The sequence below is a fragment of the Undibacterium sp. GW821-FHT07F11 genome, assembly GCF_059418665.1.
The window spans coordinates 163,073-182,265 of sequence record NZ_JBWKQH010000010.1; the positions used below are offsets into that span (position 1 = coordinate 163,073).

20 protein-coding genes are annotated in these 19,193 nt (G+C 50.2%); 3 read left to right on the forward strand and 17 right to left on the reverse strand.

The genetic code is table 11. The features are described from left to right. Positions 1-3: 3 nt before the first annotated feature. The 8 genes from AC07OI_RS23740 to flgB all read right to left on the reverse strand — a co-directional run bounded on the left by AC07OI_RS23740 (position 4) and on the right by flgB (position 6,501). Entirely contained in the window at positions 4-1,107 is a 1,104-nt protein-coding gene (locus AC07OI_RS23740; RefSeq protein WP_495259057.1) for a flagellar basal body P-ring protein FlgI, read from the reverse strand. Between the two features lie 58 nt (positions 1,108-1,165). Further along, positions 1,166-1,831, reverse strand: a complete 666-nt coding sequence (locus tag AC07OI_RS23745) for a flagellar basal body L-ring protein FlgH (RefSeq protein WP_492705854.1) — start codon at positions 1,829-1,831, stop codon at positions 1,166-1,168. Positions 1,832-1,901: 70 nt separating this feature from the next. Further along, the gene (gene flgG / locus AC07OI_RS23750) at positions 1,902-2,684 is read right to left on the reverse strand and encodes a flagellar basal-body rod protein FlgG (protein ID WP_162040926.1); all 783 of its coding nucleotides are present in this window, start codon (positions 2,682-2,684) and stop codon (positions 1,902-1,904) included. Positions 2,685-2,770: 86 nt separating this feature from the next. After that, complete coding sequence (flgF, locus tag AC07OI_RS23755; RefSeq protein ID WP_492705852.1) at positions 2,771-3,511, reverse strand: flagellar basal-body rod protein FlgF; 741 nt, start codon at positions 3,509-3,511, stop codon at positions 2,771-2,773. A 70-nt stretch (positions 3,512-3,581) separates the two neighbouring features. After that, on the reverse strand, positions 3,582-4,916 hold the full coding sequence (gene flgE, locus AC07OI_RS23760; protein WP_492705850.1) for a flagellar hook protein FlgE: 1,335 nt from the start codon (positions 4,914-4,916) through the stop codon (positions 3,582-3,584). A gap of 74 nt (positions 4,917-4,990) precedes the next feature. Continuing rightward, positions 4,991-5,665 (reverse strand): flagellar hook assembly protein FlgD, encoded by a 675-nt coding sequence (locus AC07OI_RS23765; RefSeq protein WP_492705849.1) that lies wholly within the window; start codon positions 5,663-5,665, stop codon positions 4,991-4,993. Positions 5,666-5,686: 21 nt separating this feature from the next. Further along, complete coding sequence (flgC, locus tag AC07OI_RS23770; RefSeq protein ID WP_162040922.1) at positions 5,687-6,091, reverse strand: flagellar basal body rod protein FlgC; 405 nt, start codon at positions 6,089-6,091, stop codon at positions 5,687-5,689. A gap of 5 nt (positions 6,092-6,096) precedes the next feature. Further along, a complete protein-coding gene (gene flgB / locus AC07OI_RS23775) occupies positions 6,097-6,501 on the reverse strand; it encodes a flagellar basal body rod protein FlgB (RefSeq protein WP_492705848.1) in 405 nt (134 codons plus the stop codon). A 182-nt stretch (positions 6,502-6,683) separates the two neighbouring features. On the opposite strand from flgB, the gene flgA reads away from it, so the two are divergent. The 3 genes from flgA (at position 6,684) to AC07OI_RS23790 (ending at position 8,339) form a co-directional block, all read left to right on the forward strand. Continuing rightward, positions 6,684-7,412, forward strand: coding sequence for a flagellar basal body P-ring formation chaperone FlgA (gene flgA, locus AC07OI_RS23780; protein WP_492705847.1), 729 nt, complete (start codon positions 6,684-6,686; stop codon positions 7,410-7,412). Positions 7,413-7,540: 128 nt separating this feature from the next. Beyond that, complete coding sequence (gene flgM / locus AC07OI_RS23785) at positions 7,541-7,846, forward strand: flagellar biosynthesis anti-sigma factor FlgM (protein WP_495258924.1); 306 nt, start codon at positions 7,541-7,543, stop codon at positions 7,844-7,846. 1 nt (position 7,847) lies between these two features. Next, positions 7,848-8,339 (forward strand): flagella synthesis protein FlgN, encoded by a 492-nt coding sequence (locus tag AC07OI_RS23790; RefSeq protein ID WP_492705845.1) that lies wholly within the window; start codon positions 7,848-7,850, stop codon positions 8,337-8,339. A gap of 61 nt (positions 8,340-8,400) precedes the next feature. Here the strand turns inward: AC07OI_RS23790 and motD are convergent, their stop codons facing one another. The 9 genes from motD to AC07OI_RS23835 all read right to left on the reverse strand — a co-directional run bounded on the left by motD (position 8,401) and on the right by AC07OI_RS23835 (position 18,960). Next, positions 8,401-9,252 (reverse strand): flagellar motor protein MotD, encoded by an 852-nt coding sequence (gene motD, locus AC07OI_RS23795; RefSeq protein WP_492705844.1) that lies wholly within the window; start codon positions 9,250-9,252, stop codon positions 8,401-8,403. Positions 9,253-9,305: 53 nt separating this feature from the next. Continuing rightward, the gene (locus AC07OI_RS23800; RefSeq protein WP_492705843.1) at positions 9,306-10,046 is read right to left on the reverse strand and encodes a flagellar motor protein; all 741 of its coding nucleotides are present in this window, start codon (positions 10,044-10,046) and stop codon (positions 9,306-9,308) included. Beyond that, a complete protein-coding gene (locus AC07OI_RS23805; RefSeq protein ID WP_423008593.1) occupies positions 10,028-10,759 on the reverse strand; it encodes an RNA polymerase sigma factor FliA in 732 nt (243 codons plus the stop codon). Before AC07OI_RS23805 ends, AC07OI_RS23800 begins: the two co-directional genes overlap by 19 nt. A gap of 7 nt (positions 10,760-10,766) precedes the next feature. Further along, on the reverse strand, positions 10,767-11,597 hold the full coding sequence (locus tag AC07OI_RS23810; RefSeq protein WP_492705840.1) for a MinD/ParA family ATP-binding protein: 831 nt from the start codon (positions 11,595-11,597) through the stop codon (positions 10,767-10,769). Continuing rightward, positions 11,590-12,912, reverse strand: a complete 1,323-nt coding sequence (gene flhF, locus AC07OI_RS23815) for a flagellar biosynthesis GTPase FlhF (RefSeq protein ID WP_495258925.1) — start codon at positions 12,910-12,912, stop codon at positions 11,590-11,592. Before flhF ends, AC07OI_RS23810 begins: the two co-directional genes overlap by 8 nt. Beyond that, positions 12,909-14,996: a flagellar biosynthesis protein FlhA gene (gene flhA / locus AC07OI_RS23820; RefSeq protein WP_492705837.1), complete on the reverse strand. Its 2,088-nt coding sequence runs from the start codon at positions 14,994-14,996 to the stop codon at positions 12,909-12,911. Before flhA ends, flhF begins: the two co-directional genes overlap by 4 nt. Continuing rightward, complete coding sequence (gene flhB, locus AC07OI_RS23825; protein ID WP_495258926.1) at positions 14,993-16,168, reverse strand: flagellar biosynthesis protein FlhB; 1,176 nt, start codon at positions 16,166-16,168, stop codon at positions 14,993-14,995. The genes flhA and flhB overlap by 4 nt, the downstream gene beginning before the upstream one ends. A 237-nt stretch (positions 16,169-16,405) precedes the next feature. Beyond that, positions 16,406-17,656, reverse strand: a complete 1,251-nt coding sequence (locus AC07OI_RS23830; RefSeq protein WP_495258927.1) for an MFS transporter — start codon at positions 17,654-17,656, stop codon at positions 16,406-16,408. 101 nt (positions 17,657-17,757) lie between these two features. Next, entirely contained in the window at positions 17,758-18,960 is a 1,203-nt protein-coding gene (locus tag AC07OI_RS23835) for an FAD-dependent oxidoreductase (protein ID WP_495258928.1), read from the reverse strand. Between the last annotated feature and the right edge of the window lie 233 nt (positions 18,961-19,193).

Here is a 19,193-nt window from a genome sequence, read left to right on the forward strand (position 1 = left end):
TCCTTAGATAATTTCCAGATCTGCACGCAGGGCACCAGACGCCTTGATGGCCTGCAATATGGCCAGCAAGTCTTGTGGTGTAGCACCGATGGCATTCAAGGCCTTGACGACATCTGACAGAGAAACGCCTGCCTTGAGCATCAATAATTGTCCGGCATCTTTGCTGATTGTGACAGTTGAATTCGCCGTCGGCGCAGTTTGTCCGGCGGCCAGGGCATTTGGCTGACTGACGGTATTGTCCGTATTAATAACGACAGACAAATTACCGTGTGCCACGGCACAGGTTTCCAGTGTCACTGCCTGGTTCATGACGATGGAACCGGTTCTCGCATTCAAGATCACCTTGGCTGCCATTTGCGCTGGCGTCACATCAATGTTTTCCAGATTACCCAAAAATGCTACGCGCTGATCAGCAATGGCTGGTGCCCTTACCTGTATTACACGACCATCCATGGCTGCAGCAGTATCCGGGCCAAAGCGGCGGTTGATAGCATCAACCACGCGGCTGGCAGTAGAAAAATCAGAACTGTTCAATTCCAGTTGTATCGTCGCACCCTGCGCTACGGAATTGGGCACAGACCTCTCTACCGTCGCACCAGAAGAAATTTTACCTACGCTTAAATGATTGACCTGCGCCTTGCTGCCGTTTGCAGAGGCACCCACACCACCGACCAGCACATTACCCTGTGCCATCGCGTAAATCTGGTTATCGGCACCTTTTAAAGGGGTCATCAACAAAGTGCCGCCACGCAAACTCTTGGCATTGCCCATCGACGATACCGTGATATCCAGTGTTTGCCCGGGTTGTGCAAAAGGTGGCAAGGAGGTGGTCACCATGACTGCAGCCACATTCTTTAATTGCAGGCTGGTTCCCACCGGTATGGTGACACCCAGTTGCTGCATCATGCTGATAATACTTTGTACCGTAAACGGGGTTTGCGTGGTTTGGTCACCGCTGCCATCCAGACCAACGACCAGGCCATAGCCGAGCAATTGATTTTGCCGCACGCCCTGTATGCCTGCCAGATCCTTGATGCGTTCAGCACGACTTTCCGGCATGATCATGGCAGCCATCACAACCATGACAAGCATGGCCACCCTGATCATTCTGGATGTGGAAAGTGCGTTCATAAAACTATCCTGACAATTCGCTGTAAAAAATTCACTACAAAGGAAGGAAACTAAGGAAAAACCGCGCAAACATGGAACTCATTTCTGTCATGTCAAGCTTCGATGTGGAACGATATTCAAAACGCGCATCTGCCACTTGCGTGGAAGCCACGACATTTCCCGCTGCTATCGTGGTTGGATTGATTACGCCAGAAAAACGCACGAATTCTGCCCCTTTATCAAAGGCCAGTTGTTTCTCGCCACTGACCAGCAGATTACCGTTTGGCATGACATCAATTACTGTGACAGCAATCGTACCGGTAAAATTATTACTGGCAGTTTGCGCGCCTTTTTCATCATATTTGGTAGAAGACGAAGTCGCCAGACTAGCTTGCGCCGTTGTCGTCGCCGGAACACCAAATACCGTAGGCGCGGCAAAAGAAGCGGCACCAGATTTGCTATTGGAAGCAGCAGCAGCCTTGCCAGCAGAAGTTTTCTCGACGATGGATATCGTCAGAGTGTCACCAACCATACGGGCCCGGGCATCTTCATATAAGGGGCGATAAGTAGCCTGCTGAAAAATCGCACCATTCGCCTGCTTCTGTGGCTTGGCCGATTGCGCAGGAATGGACGTAGGCTGATGCACGATAGGCGGCGGCGTCATTGCGCAAGCCGTGAGCGCCAGCAAAGGAAGCAATAAGAAAAATTTTGTGTATTTCATGATGTACTCACCAAGCTGGATTCATCAATATGGTGCTGATTATTTGATTGCAGCTGCAATAAAGTTGCGATTAAAGTTGAGACAAGCGCTGCAACATCTGATCTGATGTAGTGATCGCCTTGCTGTTGATTTCATAAGCGCGCTGCGTCTGTATCATATTGACCAGCTCTTCTGCCACGTTGACGTTGGATGTTTCAACAAAGCTTTGCATCAGCAAACCAGCGCCATTGGTGCCCGGTGTATTCGTACCGGGGTTGCCGGACGCTGCTGTTTCTACATACAAGTTTTCACCCATTGCCATCAAACCGGCCGGATTGATAAAAGTGGCCAGTTGCAGTGAACCGACTTGCACAGGCGCGACGGAACCTGGCTGCGTCACCGACACCGTGCCATCACGTCCCACTGTAATGGATTGCGCATTAGCGGGAATAGTGATTGCAGGCTGGATAACAAAACCACTGGAAGTAACCAGTTGCCCCTGATTATCAGTCTGAAAAGAACCATCACGGGTATAGGCAGTAGAACCGTCAGGCAGCAAGACCTGAAAAAATCCCTGGCCTTGTATTGCCACATCCTTGCTATTGCCAGTCTGTTGCAAATTACCTTGCGTGAAAATCTTTTCTGTAGCAACCGGGCGCACACCGGTACCGAGTTGCAAGCCAGACGGCAATTGCGTTTGTTGTGAACTTTGCGCACCGGGTTGGCGTATATTTTGATATAGCAAATCTTCAAACACAGCGCGTGAACGTTTGAAGCCATTGGTGCTGACGTTGGCCAGGTTATTGGACACGACGTCCATCTGCGTTTGCTGCGCATCCAGGCCAGTCTTGGCTATCCATAATGAACGTATCATTGCTTTCCCCTTTTGCCTTGGTTTACTTTGCCTCGCTTTATCTTGGCGGCAAAGATTTCTACAAGGCTATTGTGCTACAGAAGCACTCAACTCAAAGTCAGGATTTGACCTGCTTTATTGGCGTTATTCTCGGCATTCTGCAAAAGCTTCATTTGCATTTCAAAACTGCGTGCCAGATTAATCATGTTGACCATGGATTCAACAACATTCACATTACTGTTTTCCAGCATGCCACCAGCAACACCTACCAAAGGGTCTGCATCAACGGCAACACCATCTTTTGTTTTGAATAAGCCATCGTCTCCACGCACCATATTCTCTTCAGGAGGATTAACCAGTTTTAACCTGCCTATGACTTGCACGGCATTTGGTTTGGTACCGGTGGGGATGGTCGATACCGTACCATCCTTGGCGATGGCAATTGATACTTCTGGCGGTATGGTGATGGGCCCGCCATCACCCACCAGATTCAAACCACTCTGCGTCTGCAAGATACCGTTTTCGCTGACCTTCAGACTGCCATGCCTGGTAAAAGCCTCGGAACCATCTGCCTTTTCCACCACCAGCCAACCCTTGCCCTGCACTGCCACATCCAGTTCGCGGCCTGTATTTTGCATGGCACCGGTAGAAAAATCCGTACCTACCGTGGCATCCACCACGAAAGCACGGGTAGGCAAGCCATCACTCTTGACTGGCACAGCACGGAATGAATCCAGTTGCGCCCTAAAGCCCGTAGTCGTGACATTCGCCAGATTATGCGAGACGGTAGCCTGCTGCTCAAGGATATGCTTGGCACCGGTCATCGCGGTATATACCAGTCTATCCATGAGCTACTCCTGTTTGTCTGAGATTTAAAACACGCATATCAATTCAGCTAAAAACTTCACCACTTCACCATTAACGCAGGTTGACCAGTGTTTGCATAACCTGATCCTGCGTCTTGATGGTTTGTGCATTGGCCTGGTAGACACGCTGGGCGGTAATCATGTTCACCAGCTCACCTGTTAAATCAGTATTTGAATCCTCTGTCGCAGATGAAGTCAAAGTTCCCAGGGCACCAGAATTTGGTGGCCCAACCAGGGCATTGCCAGAAGTTGCGGTTTCTATCCACTGATTATCACCAGTTGATTGCAAACCATTTGGATTGGTGAAATTGGCCAACACTACTTGCGCCAGAACAGCTGTTTTACCATTGGTATAACTACCGACGATAGTGCCATCTTTAGCCGTATTGAACTTTGCCAGCTTGCCGGATGCATAACCGTCCTGGGTGTTTTTACTAACGCTGAAATCCGAACCAAATTGTGTAGTACCAGTGAAATCGTATTTGATATCAAGCGTCGTATTAATCGGCGTCACCGCACCAGTACTGACTGGCACTGTCAAGGTAGTTGCACGCGGATCTGTGGCAGAGAACTGCGGTGTTACCGCACTCAACCTGCCAAGGTTATCAAAGCCAAGACGGGTAATGGAGTTGGCCGTCGCACCCGCGCCAGCGATCAGGACACCATCAACAGTGGCAAACACGTCCCACTCAATCGTGACAGGCGCAGTAGGTGGCGTCGCAATATTGTCTACCTTGACAAAAAATGACTGAACAACGTGTGAGTTACCCAAGCTGTCAAACACAGCAAGGGAAGTGGAACTGTTATAAGTAGTCGGATCAGTCGCACTAAAAGCGATAGGTGTAATGACAGGCGGAATCGTAGCTGGCAATTGCGTACCAGGAACAAGTTTGCGCGAATCCAGATTCATGACCGCATTGATCAGCGTTGACTGTGCAGGCGGAATATCTGCAGTATTGATGTTGATGGGAGCAGCAGCACCCGTAGACAGTACGCCTGCGGCATTGGCTACATAGCCCGTCAATTGCGCACCCTGCGCATTGACGATATTGCCAAGTTTATCCAGTTGGAACTGACCGTTACGTGTATAGGTGACAGCACCATTGGTCGACATGCGGAAGAAGCCGCCGCCATTAATTGCGATATCGAGGGGATTATTCGTCGTCGAGATATTACCCTGCGTGAATTGCTGCACGACACCCGATACTTTAGTACCAATACCCACAGTACCTGCAGAAGAGCCATTAAGTGAATTGGCATAGACATCGGCAAATTGCGTCTGTCCTTGCTTGAAACCCACGGTGCTGGCATTGGCAATATTATTACCAATCACATCCAGGGATTTGGAAGCAGCGTTAAGTCCACTCAGTCCTTGTTGAAAACCCATGATATTTCTCCCTTACTTAGGCTAGTTCGTCGTTACGCATTACTACAGGATTTGATACAGGATTACTCCAAGGATCAATAAATTTGTCTTACGTCATTCATACTGACATCACCAATATTTGGCAGGCTGAGCTTCAAGCCCTGAGAGCTTGAGGTAATGCTCGATACCACACCAAATGCCAGACTGGTCGCATCCAGTTTTTTGTCTGCCGCATTGGCGACAAACTCGAATTTATAGGCGCCATTGGCGGCTGTCGTACCAGCGTCGGTTTTACCATCCCAGGTCAGGGTATTCACACCTTGCGGCAAGGCACCCAGAGTCATTTTTCTGACAATCACGTCCGAGCTGTCACGTATCACCACTTCAACATTGCTGGCAGCCTGCGGCAATTCAACGCCGTAAATACCCTTGCCTTCCGTGACTATCATGGAATTGCCTGGTGCGATCACGCCGTGGCCTATCATGCTGGCGGCCTGCAGGTTTTGTCCGCTCTGGAAACTGGCGCTCAGGGCAGTCACCGATGCATTCAACTTATCGATACCAGAAACTGTAGACAATTGCGCCAATTGACTGGTCACCTGGGCATTGTCCATAGGGTTCAATGGGTCCTGGTTCTTGAGCTGGGTTACCAGCAAAGTCATGAAGGTGTTTTTGGCATCTTCTGTCGAATTTGCCGAGGCTTTTGCCCCGTTCATTGTCGCCAGCAATGCTGGATCAACGGTACTGCTTTGTACGCCACTGGTAGCCATGATCTATTCCTTCAAGAAATCTTATTGCCCTAAAGTCAAGGTCTTCAGCAACATGGTTTTTGCTGCATTCATGACTTCTACATTGTTTTGATATGAACGTGATGCCGAAATCATATTCACCATTTCTTCCACCACATTCACATTTGGCATGGCGACATAACCCTTTTCATCCGCCATCGGGTGTTTTGGGTCATACATCAGTTTAGGCGGATTAGTATCTTCTACAACCTCATTTACCTTGACGGCGGTAGACGCAGTGCCTGCCACGGGCACTGCACTGAAAACCACCTGCTTGGCTTTATATGGCGTACCGTCTGAACTGGTGACACTGTCGGCATTGGCCAGATTGCTGGTTACCACATTCAGGCGCTGTGACTGCGCACTCATGGCTGATCCGGCAACATTGAAGACATTAAAGAGTGACATGATGATTATCCTTGTATCGCTGCCAACATATTCTTGATCTGCATATTGATAATGGTCAGGCTGGCTTCATAACGCAGGGCATTGTCGGTAAACTGATTACGCTCCACATCCATATCAACAGTATTACCATCGACGCTACCTTGTACTGTGGGGCGGTATTGTGGCGTCATGCCTGCTACGCTACCCGGTGTGTCGATGTGCTGGGCTGCGGTCTTGCTCAAGGCTGTCGGTGACTGGTTCAGGTTTTGCCCCAGGGCATGGCTGAGTGCGCTGGAGAAATCAATATCCTTCGCCTTGTAATTAGGTGTGTCAGCATTGGCAATATTGGATGCCAGCAATTGCTGACGCTGCCCCCGGACTGACAAGGCAGTCTCGTGGAATTTCAAAAAGTCATCTAATCTGCCAACCATCTTTCTCTCCTCTGCCACTGTGCTTTACTCATAAGGCACACAAGGGTTTTCTATACCTTGCATCTTATTCGCCACAGGACAAGTTTGATCAGGCAAGCAGAAAGGGAAAAGCCCGTTTATTCAAGCATTCAAAAAAGCCTGTGAATCCTAAAATAGAGTTCAGAACAATCCAGGCAGGAAACATGATGAAAGCCGCAAAGAAATTAAGCAGAATCGTCAGCAAGCAAGTTTTGACACTATCGCTGCTCGGCTTCACATGCCTTGGTCAGGCGGCACCTGCAACCCAGGCCCAGGACACTGCACAGTTGCGCCAGATTGCACTGGACTTTTTGACACTACAGGCATCAGGCCTGAGCAATGAAGTAGTGGTGAGCGTGGGTGAGGTTGATAAACGACTCAACTTGCAGGCTTGCGATAATCCCAATCCCTATCTATTGCCAGGCAGCAAGCCATGGGGCAAAGTGACCCTGGCGATACGCTGTACTGCACCTGCCCCCTGGCTGGTTTATCTGCAGGCAAATGTACAAGTCACGGCGGATTATTATGTTGCAGCCAACGCCCTTACTCATGGGCAAGTCATTTCACTAAACGATTTAAGCAAGCAAAGAGGCGATATCTCAAAATTGCCAGCCGGTGTCATCACTGCTCCTGAGCAAGCGATCGGTAAAAGCATGCAGGTTTCCATGGCCTCTGGCAGCGTCATGCGTCTGGATGCCTTGAAGAGTCCTGCCGTAGTTCAACAGGGACAATCTGTGCGGGTAGTCAGCAATGGGCCTGGTTTCCAAGTAGCAACAGATGCCATTGCGCTCAATAACGCAGCAGATGGGCAGATTGCCAAGGCCAAAACCAGCTCTGGACAAACCGTCAGCGGTGTTGCCAAGAATGGTGGCATTATAGAAATAGTTTACTGATAGCAAGATATTTAGCCTATAGAATTAAATGTATGCAATATTTTTTCACAGTAAGGTTAAAGTTTAAAATTACACAGCCGATAAACTGGATGTAGATGTTTGTAAGTCCCACACTAGAGGGTATCGCTGTGAAAATTGATGACGCACTGAATAAGACCGCGGGGCTACCAGTAAGCCCGCAACAGGCTCGCACGGAAAAACCCGCGGAAACTGCGGTACCCGTGACGAATTCGTCGAAAGTACAAATTTCGACCCTGTCCACACAGTTGCAAGCCTTGCAAAGTACGCAGGCCAGCAATGCTGTGTTTGAGACGAAGAAGGTGGAAGCGATCAAGCTGGCCATTTCCGAAGGACGCTTTCAGGTGAATTCGGAAAAAGTCGCTGATGGGCTTCTGGAAACAGTTAAAGATTTGCTCAACGCCAGAAAACGCTAAAATGAACGCAACAAGTTCCGGACACGCTGCCATTCAACAATGCCTGCAGGAAGAAGTGAGCGTCATGTCGTCGCTCGCCGAGTTGCTTAAGCAAGAGCAATCTGCACTGGTTGAAAGCGATATTGTCCAGCTCAATGACTTTACCCAGAGCAAGGGACAACTTGTAGTCAAAATGACGGAACTGGAAAAAAAGCGTAACAGCTTTTTGAGTGAACTTGGATTTAACGCTGATATTGACGGCATGCAAGCTTATTTGCAGCAAGCCGACGATGCCCAGACTGTCGCCAAACACTGGGATGCGCTACTACAACTGACTGTGCAAGCCAAAGAAGATAATCGCACCAACGGTTCACTGATTAACCGTCGATTGTCGCTGAATCAGGCAACCTTAAATCTGCTGCAACAAAATACAAATCAGGCTGGGTCCATGTATGGCCCAAATGGTCAATCGACTGTCAAAAGCACGCCAGGTAAAGGCTATATCGCCACCTAAGACTGACGTGACACTTTGTCATGCGTCTGTCCTCGCCCTTTCCGGGCAAACCTCAACGAATTTAAGGCCTCACCGCAGTTTGAGGCAAGGAAGCTGCGGCTGGCCTTGCAGCTTGTGCGGGCAATGATGTTGCAGCAGGCGCAGATGCTGGCACTAAAGGCACTTCTACTACGGGCTCTGGCAAGACTGCCAGTATGGTGACAGATACACGCCGGTTCCTGGCTCTCCCTTCTGGTGTCTCATTGTCGCTCACTGGTAATTTCGCCCCCTGCCCTACTGCTGTCACCCGGTTTTCATCGACACCGTTCTCTGTGAGCAAACGGGCAACGGTACTGGCTCGTACGGCAGACAATTCCCAGTTAGAGGGGAAAATAGAGTTTTTGATAGGCAGATTATCGGTATGGCCTTCTACCTGTATCGCATGGGTATCGATCTTGAGAACACCGGCAATGGCTTTCAGCGCCTGTATGGAATCGATATTCAGACGCGCATCACCCGGTGCAAACAAAAGGCTGGCATTAATTTCTATGGTGATACCACGGCTGGTCTGGGTCACCCTCACCTTGCCTTCGCGCACCAAAGGCTCCAGCACGGTCAGGATGTCCTTGGCCATGGTGGTCATTTGCGCTCTCTCCTTGCGCAAGCCTTCGCTGATGCGGTTTTTGACCAGCGGCAAAGGATCAAGTTTGATTTTTTGCTCAACTGGCGCGTCAACAGGCTTGGGATTAACCGTCATAACCTTGCCAAATGCACCAGTCAGCGAATTTGACAAGACCCGGTACTTGCCCTCATTCAGCGAGGATATCGCATACATGACGACAAAAAAAGCAAACAGCAAGGTAATAAAATCCGCGTAAGAAACCAGCCACCTCTCATGGTTTTCTGGTTCTTCGTGGTATTTTTTTCTTGCCATAAGTATATTTTCTCAGTCTAGCCTTAGTCTGGCATTACCTGGTAGCCTTACCGTCAGTTGCGATGATTGGTCAGTCTTTCTTCCACCACACGCGGGCTGTCGCCCAAAGCGATGCTATAAAAAATATCAGACAACATTTCACGCCGCGTCACTTCTCGGCCTATGATTTCTTTCAGCTTATGGCTGACTGGCAAGAACAATAAGTTGGCCATGCCCACACCATAGATCGTGGCAACAAAGGCAACAGCAATACCACCACCAAGTTTGGATGGATCACTAAGGTTTTCCATCACATGTATCAACCCCAGCACGGCACCCAGGATACCTATGGTCGGGGAATAACCACCTGCTGCTTCCCAAATTTTAGCGGCCTGGCGCTGCTCCATTTCATAGAGCGATATATCGACATCAAGTATGTCTTTCAGGCGTATCGGGTCTATGCCATCAATCACCAGACGCAGGCCCTTGCCTATGAAGGGATCAGTGGAAGCATTCATATAACGCTCCAGGCTCAGGAAACCTTCGCGTCTGGCGACCACGCTCCAGATCAGCGCATCTGCGACATTTTTTTTGCTGCTGTCCGGCGGTTCAGACACCACCCAGCGCAGCATGCGCACACCGCGCATAAAGGTATTGAGCCTGCTTTGCAACAGCACTGCACCCAGGGTACCAATCACCACAATCACAAAAGCAGCAGGTTGCACCAGCGAAGACAGGCGCCCGCCTTCAATCAACTGTCCGCTGACGATGCCTAACACCACCAGTATCAAACCAACTATGCTAGCCCAGTCCACGCTTTCTCCCTTAAGTATGCCCTGAGCCTGGCCACAGCCTGACTATGTAATTGTGAGACCCGTGATTCTGACACCCCCATCACGGCACCGATTTCTTTAAGATTTAATTCCTGCTCATAGTACAGACCCATGAGCAGTTTCTCTCGCTCTGGCAGACTGTCTATCGCGCCGATGACAGCATCGCGGAAGTCGTCATTGAGCAAATCTTGTAGCGGATCGCCAGAAAAATCCGAGCAATAATGATCGAGAAAATGTTCCTTGGTATCTGAATCATGAAAGTCTTCGTAGTACACGAGTTGATGCCCGCCACTGTCAGTGAGCAGGTTCTGGTACTCTTCCAGGCTGAGCTTGAGCGACTTCGCCACTTCGGTTTCCAGTGGTGGTCGCCCCAGCTTTTGCTGCAACACATTCATGGCATTTTCTATCTTGCGCATGTTCTGGCGCACGCCACGCGGCAACCAGTCACTACTGCGCAATTCATCCAGCATGGCACCCCGTATGCGTTGCACCGCATAGGTTTCAAACTGTGCTCCATGGGTGTCTTCATAGCGGTTAACGGCATCCAGCAGGCCTATCATACCGGCCTGCACAAGATCGTCTACCTCCACACTGGGAGGCAGGCGCGCCTTCAACTGGTAAGCCAGACGCTTGACCAGGGGCGCATGCTCCCTTAAAAGGAAGTTTTTATCTGATTTTCCGCTAGCGGTGTACATTTTTTGATTACATTCCGAGACCGACACCCAGCTCAGGGACTCCCTCTAAACATAATGTGGAACGCGCGGTCTTCGCCAATTGTTCAGCCAGCCGGGAGAATGCCAGAGAAGCAAGGGCTTTAGGAAAAGCATCAATCACAGAGCGTCCCAAATGTGCAGCCTTTCTTACATGTTCATCTTCCGGCACATTGCCGACGTAGTGCAGTGGCACTGCCAGATAACGGCTGGCCGCCTGCGCCATATTTGTATAAATCAATCTCGCCTCTTTTTCCGATGCACCGGACACTAAAATACCATAACCACGCCTGCCAAGCCGATTGCTCACTCGCTTGATCAGGCCATAAGCAGCCTTGATCATGTCGGGATCAGCTGAAACCTGTATTACTAGTTCGCTGTCGTCCAGCGTCGCCAACGGAAAACTGTCATCCAAATTGATCTCGCTATCCACGATGACCAGATCAGCACGGTTCGCCGCCACATCAAACACTTTGGACAATTGCCGCGTATTTTCTGGCGGCAGCCATGCATGGCGCGCCAACATCGTCACCGACAAGCCGGAAGCAACCAATTTCACTGCTTCCTTCATTGTACGCTGTTGTTTCGCTACATCCAATAAGGTCTGATCAAGGTTGGCATTCAACCATGCGCCAACACTATTCTCTGATGAACGAGCGTCCACCATCAACACCTGGTTACCCTGACGTGCCAGCGACACCCCCAGATTGACCAGCATGCCGCTTTTTTCATCTTCCCTCAATGCTGACAAAAAGGTAAACACTCTTGGTTTTGGCCCAGCCAGCATGCGGCGCAGGCCTTCAGCCTGATCGAAACTAGCCAAGGGACACCTCCTGACCAGCACGTCCTGATGCCTGTGCAGCCGTGACTGCACCAGCCATCAGCAGAGGCAACTCTTCATCGAGATAACGGAAAGCGGCCGTTTCGCGCTTGAGTTTGAAAGCACGGTCTATCAGATACAGCTTGTTGGCAATATGCAGGTCTTCCGGCACACGCTGGCCACTGGCAACGTAATACACCATAAGCTTCTGGCGTATCGCAATATCGAGTGCGCCACCTATCGTCGCTGCCTCATCGAGCTTGGTCAAAATGCAACCTGCCAGACCATTCCCCTGATAAGCACGCACCACTTCACTCAAGGTTTCACCTGTCGATGTCGCATTCAGGCACAGCAAGCGCTTCACCGGAGTGTCTGTTCCTGACAACATCGCGACTTGCTCAGTCACCATTTTGTCGCGCTGACTGACACCGACTGTATCGATCAGCACCGTATGCTTGTTCTTGAGCTCGGACAAGGCGATGCGCAAATCAGCCTCATCCTTGACGGCATGCACCATCACACCCAGGATTTTGCCGTAAATACGCAATTGTTCAAAGCCGCCGATACGATAACCATCGGTAGTAATCAATGCCAGCTTGGAGGGGCCATGGCGCATGACGCAACGAGCAGCCAGCTTGGCCGTAGTCGTAGTCTTGCCTACACCTGTAGGGCCGACCAGGGCATACACGCCGCCCTTTTCCAGCATTTCATTTTCATTATCGATAGTGGACAGATTGCGTACCAGCACATTCTTGATCCAGTCCAGGCCATTCTCAACCTTGCCAGTTTCTGGCAGTTTTTCTACAAGATAGCGGGACAAGCTGGCGCTAAAGCCAGTAGCCAGCAATTCACGCAGGATTTCTGCTTTTTGCGGCTGGCGTTTTTGCGTCTGCGTCCATGATATCTCTGCCAGTTGCGATTCCAGCATACTGCGCATGGAGCGTATTTCTGACATCACATCATTGAGTTCATTGGCGCTCACCGGCGCTTCGATTTCACTGGTGAAAGCAGATGCGCTGGTCACAGACTTGAAAGTCGGCACACTTGCAGGCGCGTCCATGGAGCGTTCAAAAGCGCGCGGCCTCATGACAGCATCCTCTGGCTGGAAACGCGGCGCAAAGCGCGGCACTTCAGGTACCGGTGCCTCATCACTGGAAGCGGGGGCAATGGCGCTGATGGCTTCATCGGCCATCGCCAGAATCTCCACCTTGCCGCCCACATTACGGTTCGACAGGATAACGGCATCTGCCCCCAAAGCATCGCGCAACATGCGCAAAGCTTCGCGAGAAGTGTTCGCGGTAAATTTTCTGACGTTCATGATTGACCTCCGACCAGACTGGTGACTCTAATGGTTTTTGTTTCAGGTACTTCTGCGTGTGACAGGACTTTGAGTTGCGGCAAATTGCGGCGCAAGAAGCGCGACAGCAAGGCACGTAATGGTGCTGGCACCAGCAAGACTGGAGTCAGGCCCATTTGTTCCTGATGCTGGGCTGCAGCCTCGGTCTGGCTCGCCAGGGTATCGGCCAGACCAGGTTCTATGCCAGAACCATCAGCACCGCTGGTTTGCAGGGCTTGCATCAACAGGCGTTCAAGGCGGCTATCCAGGGTCATGACCGTCATCTCATTCCCGGTCGGGAAGATTTGCTGGACGATGGCACGACCCAGTGCAATCCTGACCTGCGCCGTCAGCTCATTGGCATCCTGGGTATGCATGGACTGCTCGGACAGCGTCTCAATGATGGTACGCATGTCACGGATATGCACACCTTCGATGAGCAGGTTCTGCAATACTTTTTGCAGGATGGACAAAGGCAGGGCTTTTGGCACCAGTTCTTCCACCATTTTTGGCATGTCTTTCGCCAGATGATCCATCAACAACTGTACTTCCTGACGACCCAGCAATTCAGCCGCGTGACTGGTGATCAGGTGATTCAAATGGGTAGCGATAACGGTGCCGGAATCAACCACGGTATAACCCATGGCTTGTGCCTGTTCGCGCATGGCAGCCTCTATCCAGACCGCAGGCAAGCCAAAGGCAGGATCATTGGTGACAGCACCAGGCAAATTGCCAGTCACCATACCCGGGTTGATGGCCAGATACTGACCACTGAGCGCTTCACCGGCACCAACTTCAACACCTTTCAGGGTAATCCTGTAAGCCGAAGGTTTCAGTTCCAGATTGTCGCGGATATGGACAGGTGGCGACAAAAAACCAACTTCCTGGGCGAATTTTTTGCGTATGCCTTTGATACGGCGCAAGAGTTCGCCACCCTGGTTCTTATCTACCAATGGGATCAGGCGATAACCAACTTCCAGGCCCAGAGTATCGACAGGCAAAATATCTTGCCAGGTCGCTTCTTCCATTTCCTGACCGGCATTGGCAGGAGCTTCGACTTTTTCTTCAATGACCGGAGGCATCTGGGCGCGCTTGTTCAACAAATAGCCGCCGCCACAAAGCACTGCTGCCAACAATATAAAGGCGATATGCGGCATGCCGGGTATCAAACCCATGCCGCCTATGATGCCGCCGGTGATGATCATGACCTGGGGCTTGGCAAACAATTGCCCTATCAACTGTCCGCTGATATCCTGGTCACTGGCTACACGAGAAACCACAACACCGGCTGCCGTTGAAATGATCAGCGAAGGTATCTGCGCCACCAGTCCATCACCGATCGCCAGCAATGTATAGTTTTTCAGCGCAGTAGCAAAATCCAGGTCATGCTGCACCATGCCCACTACCAGACCACCAACGATATTAATGACAGTGACCATGATGCCGGCCACCGCGTCACCACGTACATATTTACTGGCACCGTCCATGGCGCCATAGAATTCAGCCTCCTGCGCGACTTCAGTACGGCGGCGGCGTGCTTCCTGCTCAGCGATCAAACCGGCATTCAAGTCAGCATCAATCGCCATTTGTTTGCCTGGCATCGCGTCCAGGGCGAAACGCGCACCCACCTCAGCAATACGGCCAGCGCCCTTGGTGACGACGGTAAAGTTAATGATGGTCAGGATAACGAAGACCACGATACCAACGGTGTAATTACCACCAATCAAAAAGTGACCAAAGGCTTCGATCACTTTACCGGCGGCATCCGGGCCAGTATGACCTTCAGTCAGTACCACGCGGGTAGAAGCCACGTTCAGGGACAGGCGCAACATCGTACTGACCAGCAGTACAGTAGGAAACACCATGAAATCCAGCGGTTTGACTGTATACAAGCTGGTCAGCAAAACGATAATCGCAATCGCGATATTGAAGCTGAAAAACACGTCCAGAACAAATGCTGGCAGAGGCAAGATCATCATCGCCAACATCAGGATGATGAGGAAAGGCGCCGCCAGCGCTCTGGTATTTATGCCATTCATCCAGGCAGGTAAGGTGAAACTATTCATGCTCGGACTCCTGCTTGATTATCTGCTTGATTTTGTGTTTGGTTATTAGGATCAAGCTCTGGTGGTACATATAGATCATTTGGTTCTACAGGTTTGTTGCCGCCGACTTTGGTGTAACTGCGCAATTGATACACATAGGCCAGCACTTCTGCCACGGCGGCATACAGGGCTTCAGGTATCTCATCACCAAGGTCAGTATGTTTGTACAACGCACGTGCCAATGGCGGCGCTTCCAGCAAGGGCACATTGTGTTCCTTCGCCAGTTCACGGATTTTGGCAGCAACTGCATCAACCCCCTTGGCGATGACCTTAGGCGCACCATTGCCGCCTTCGGTATATTTCAGGGCAACAGCAAAGTGAGTCGGGTTAGTGACAACGACGTCAGCAGTCGGAATTTCAGACATCATGCGGCGGCGTGCCATCTCACGCTGTTGGGCGCGAATTTTCGCCTTGATTTGTGGATTACCGTTCGCTTCTTTGGATTCCTGCACCACTTCCTGATGCGTCATCTTCAGCTTTTCAGCGTATTGCCACATCTGGTAAGGTGCATCAATCGCGGCGATCACGGCCAGCGAGCCAACGATGGCCAGAAAGCATACACCCATCATGTGGCCGACGTGGGCTGGGCCAGATTTCAACGATTCCAGCGGCAAGGCAAAAATGGCATTCTTTTGCCCCATGATGACTATCCAGGCAACCGTACCGACCAAGATGGTTTTAATGATCGCCTTGATCAATTCCACACCTGCGCGGGTGGAAATCATATTACCCAGACCTGAAATCGGATTCATGCGCGAAAAATTCGGGGTCAAAGCCTTGGCACTGAACAGCCAGCCACCTATCAGCAAAGGCGAGCCAAGCGCCACCACCATCAATAATCCGGCAATTGGGGCAAAAGCCACCAGTACCTCCATCAGGCTGGTGGCAATTTTTGAAAACAGGAGTTCATGATCATAGATAATCGCCCGTTCCAATGACAAACCAGCGACCAATGCATGATTCAACTGGCGCACCAGCCCGTCACCCATGCCCCAGAGCGCGCCCCCTGCCGCCAGCAAGATGGTACAGGTAGATAGCTCGCGCGAACGCGGAACGTCGCCCTCTTCCCGCGCCTGTTCAAGGCGCTTGGGCGAGGCCGGTTCGGTTCTTTCGAGATCGCTATCTTCGGCCATTGCCGACTCCTGTTATTTCCTCAAAGCAAGCATTGCTTTGATTACGCATGTGTACAGGTGTAATTATTGGCTATGACAGAAGCACAAGATGCGGGGAATAAAGGAAGAAATACCCCTTAGCTCTGGGGAAAGGCTAGCCCTTTATGCTTAAAGGGCCATGAATGAGTGAGATCTGAACACTTGCCGTAGCAAAGTATTCAGATTTTTTATTGAAACTAGCTAATTGAAATGCCTTGATCAGGCAGGTACAGCAATAACAGGTGTCGCCACCATACGGTGTATGAAGTACATCATGACGGCAGTCAGCAACACAGTACAAACCAGAATGTCACCCAGCAAATCAAAATGCAATATCGCACCACCATCAGGCTGGCTGACGATCATCCCCGCAACCACAGAACCAACACCACCGGCAATTTGCTGCAACGATGAATTGATCGCCATGAATGCGCCCCGGCTGTCAGCCGCTGGCACAGCTGACATCATTGCCTGGGCAGGGATCATGCGAGAAAAAATACCAACAAAGAGCAAGACATTGACCAGGATAACCATAGGCAACGGCGTGATACCAAGACGTGTATAGATCAACGCCATGATGATGGTCATTACCGCACCGAATAAAAATACGCGGTATTTACCAAATTTGTCACTGAGCTTGCCCACCATAGGGCCAGTGATAATCGCACCAAATCCGGTGACCAGATAAACGATCGGCAATTCTTTCATCGAAATGCCCAGGTTATTAACTGAAAAAGCGCTACTGAATGGCATCAGCATATAGCCGCCGATACTCAGGAAGCCTGTTGCAGCAAATGCCAGCAAATACCTTGGTGTTGCTATTGTGTCTCGCAAATGATGGAAGGGGTTACGATCAGACTGCAATTTCAGATGTCCGTCTATCGGTTTCAGATTCGCAATGATGATAACGCCGACCAATGCAGCCATGCCCACGATCATCAGGAAAGGCGCATGCCAGCCCCAGTGAGCGGACAGATAAAGACCAATAGGCAAACCCAGAATCTGGCTACCTGCAAACGCCGATTGCAACACGCCCATGACCCGGCCGCGCATGCTGAAAGGGAACAGGTCCGTCGTAATCGCCATCACGATAGAGCCAATGACACCCCCGAACAGGCCAGTCACGATGCGTGCAAATAACAGGAAATAAAAATTAGGTGCGATACCGCAAAGGAAGGTACCAAGGATAAAACCAACATAAAAAAACAGTAAGAGTTTTTTACGGTCAAAGCGGTCAGCAAAACCCGCTGCCGCAAAACCAGCGATACCAGCACTGAAGGCATAGGCAGACACCACCACACCAAACTGTGAAGGCGTGATATTTAAAGCTGGCATCAGAATCGCACCCAGAGGTGACATGATCATGAAATCCAGAATGATAGTGAATTGTAAAAACGCCAGTATGGCGAGTACAAATTTTTGATAGCCCGTGAACTGCGCTGGCGGTTCAGCAGATATGGATTGATTCATATTTTCTTTCTTTTGAATTGAAACTCAGACTCTTTGTCATGGCCTGAGTTCATATTTTTTGTAGTCTTTATGCAGCTTTTTTATGTAGTTTTTAACATAGCTCAGGCAGCTTCTCTGAAGCCATCTTTTTGTAGAAGCACGTCCTGATTTCCAGCAAAGAATTCCCTGAAAAACGGCACTGCTTCATAGGAATGAAAGACCTTGGTAAATCTCAGTGTCTCTGCTGCGGTCTCTGCATTGCGTGCGCGCATCTCGGCTTCATATGCAGCGATGGCTGTACGCATATCAGCCATATCCGGGGTCAGCAATTGATTCGCCAGCACCAGGGCATCCTGCATTGCCATGTTTACACCCTCGCCTGCATACGGCGGCATGACATGGGCAGCATCACCCAGCATGGTCAGGTTAGACAAGGATGGCCAGCTTTGATCAACCGGCGCACAGAATTGTGGGCGGGGGATAAACGGCAGAGTGGCATGCCTGAATAATTCTGCCCAGATATCACTCCAGCCCTTGAATTCCTGCTTGAACCAGGCGAATACCTGATCACGATCAGAAAAATCGATCTCACATTTTGCATGCCAATGCTGATCGGCTTTATGTCCAGTATAAAAAGCCACGCTGCCATCGCCTTTCAATACGATGAATAAAGTCTTTTCATCGTCAAGCACACACACTTTGCCTCCATCCAGCAATTCATATAATTCAGGAATAGTGGTTTCTACATCAGCGACACTCCCCTCCAGCACAGTCACACCAGAATACTCCGGTGCAAGCGGCGTGATATAGGGACGTATTTTTGAGTTCGCACCATCGGCAGCGATGAGCAAATCAGCAGTGAATTTGTCGCCGTTTTCAAATGCAATTTCAACTGACTCTTCTGTCCTTTGCAAAGACGAGAAACGGGCATCCCACACTACGGTGTCCTCAGCCAGTGAAGCCAGCAGCAAATTTCTCAGCGGGCCGCGGTCTATCTCTGGCCTGTCATTGCTCTCTGAATCAAGCTCATCAATGATGACTGCAGCCTGCGCATCCACAAAAAGCATTTTTTCGGCACCTGGGCGATAAGCCTGCTCAAATGCATCCATCAAACCCGCAGCGCGCAAGGCTGACAAACCTGAACCTTCATTCAAATTCAGGGTTGCACCCTGCACTCTGGCAAACTGATTGATATCTCTCTCAAACACCTTCACTTTCGCACCATGCATCTGTAGCAGGCGCGCCAATGTCAACCCGCCAGGCCCTGCACCGATGATGGCGATCTGCTTGTCCAGTATTGAGCTTTGCTTATGGATTTGTGTCATGACGATTATTCCGGTTTTATCCATCTTATTGCATGCTTTTACAGCAATATAGTTTGCACACGTAGTTTGCACACTTAATGAATAGACGTTTTGAAATTGCAAATATTGCAGGGAGCCGGAGATTTTTGCTTATATCAAAAAACCTTGATTGAAATCAGCAACCTGAATACTGCCTTGAGTCACACTATAATTTAATCAAATTAAAAAGTAAAGTCACTTAATTTTTTAATTCA

Bases quoted from the DNA above. Each gene is read 5' to 3' on its own strand.
- flgA (WP_492705847.1), top strand. From the start codon at position 6,684: ATGATGAAAGCCGCAAAGAAATTAAGCAGAATCGTCAGCAAGCAAGTT.
- AC07OI_RS23740 (WP_495259057.1), bottom strand. From the start codon at position 1,107: ATGATCAGGGTGGCCATGCTTGTCATGGTTGTGATGGCTGCCATGATC.
- AC07OI_RS23765 (WP_492705849.1), bottom strand. From the start codon at position 5,665: ATGGCTACCAGTGGCGTACAAAGCAGTACCGTTGATCCAGCATTGCTG.
- flgG (WP_162040926.1), bottom strand. From the start codon at position 2,684: ATGATACGTTCATTATGGATAGCCAAGACTGGCCTGGATGCGCAGCAA.
- flhB (WP_495258926.1), bottom strand. From the start codon at position 16,168: ATGGCCGAAGATAGCGATCTCGAAAGAACCGAACCGGCCTCGCCCAAG.
- flgF (WP_492705852.1), bottom strand. From the start codon at position 3,511: ATGGATAGACTGGTATATACCGCGATGACCGGTGCCAAGCATATCCTT.
- AC07OI_RS23745 (WP_492705854.1), bottom strand. From the start codon at position 1,831: ATGAAATACACAAAATTTTTCTTATTGCTTCCTTTGCTGGCGCTCACG.
- AC07OI_RS23835 (WP_495258928.1), bottom strand. From the start codon at position 18,960: ATGACACAAATCCATAAGCAAAGCTCAATACTGGACAAGCAGATCGCC.
- AC07OI_RS23830 (WP_495258927.1), bottom strand. From the start codon at position 17,656: ATGAATCAATCCATATCTGCTGAACCGCCAGCGCAGTTCACGGGCTAT.
- motD (WP_492705844.1), bottom strand. From the start codon at position 9,252: ATGGCAAGAAAAAAATACCACGAAGAACCAGAAAACCATGAGAGGTGG.
- flgC (WP_162040922.1), bottom strand. From the start codon at position 6,091: ATGTCACTCTTTAATGTCTTCAATGTTGCCGGATCAGCCATGAGTGCG.
- flgB (WP_492705848.1), bottom strand. From the start codon at position 6,501: ATGGTTGGCAGATTAGATGACTTTTTGAAATTCCACGAGACTGCCTTG.
- flhA (WP_492705837.1), bottom strand. From the start codon at position 14,996: ATGAATAGTTTCACCTTACCTGCCTGGATGAATGGCATAAATACCAGA.
- AC07OI_RS23805 (WP_423008593.1), bottom strand. From the start codon at position 10,759: ATGTACACCGCTAGCGGAAAATCAGATAAAAACTTCCTTTTAAGGGAG.
- AC07OI_RS23790 (WP_492705845.1), top strand. From the start codon at position 7,848: ATGAACGCAACAAGTTCCGGACACGCTGCCATTCAACAATGCCTGCAG.
- flhF (WP_495258925.1), bottom strand. From the start codon at position 12,912: ATGAACGTCAGAAAATTTACCGCGAACACTTCTCGCGAAGCTTTGCGC.
- flgE (WP_492705850.1), bottom strand. From the start codon at position 4,916: ATGGGTTTTCAACAAGGACTGAGTGGACTTAACGCTGCTTCCAAATCC.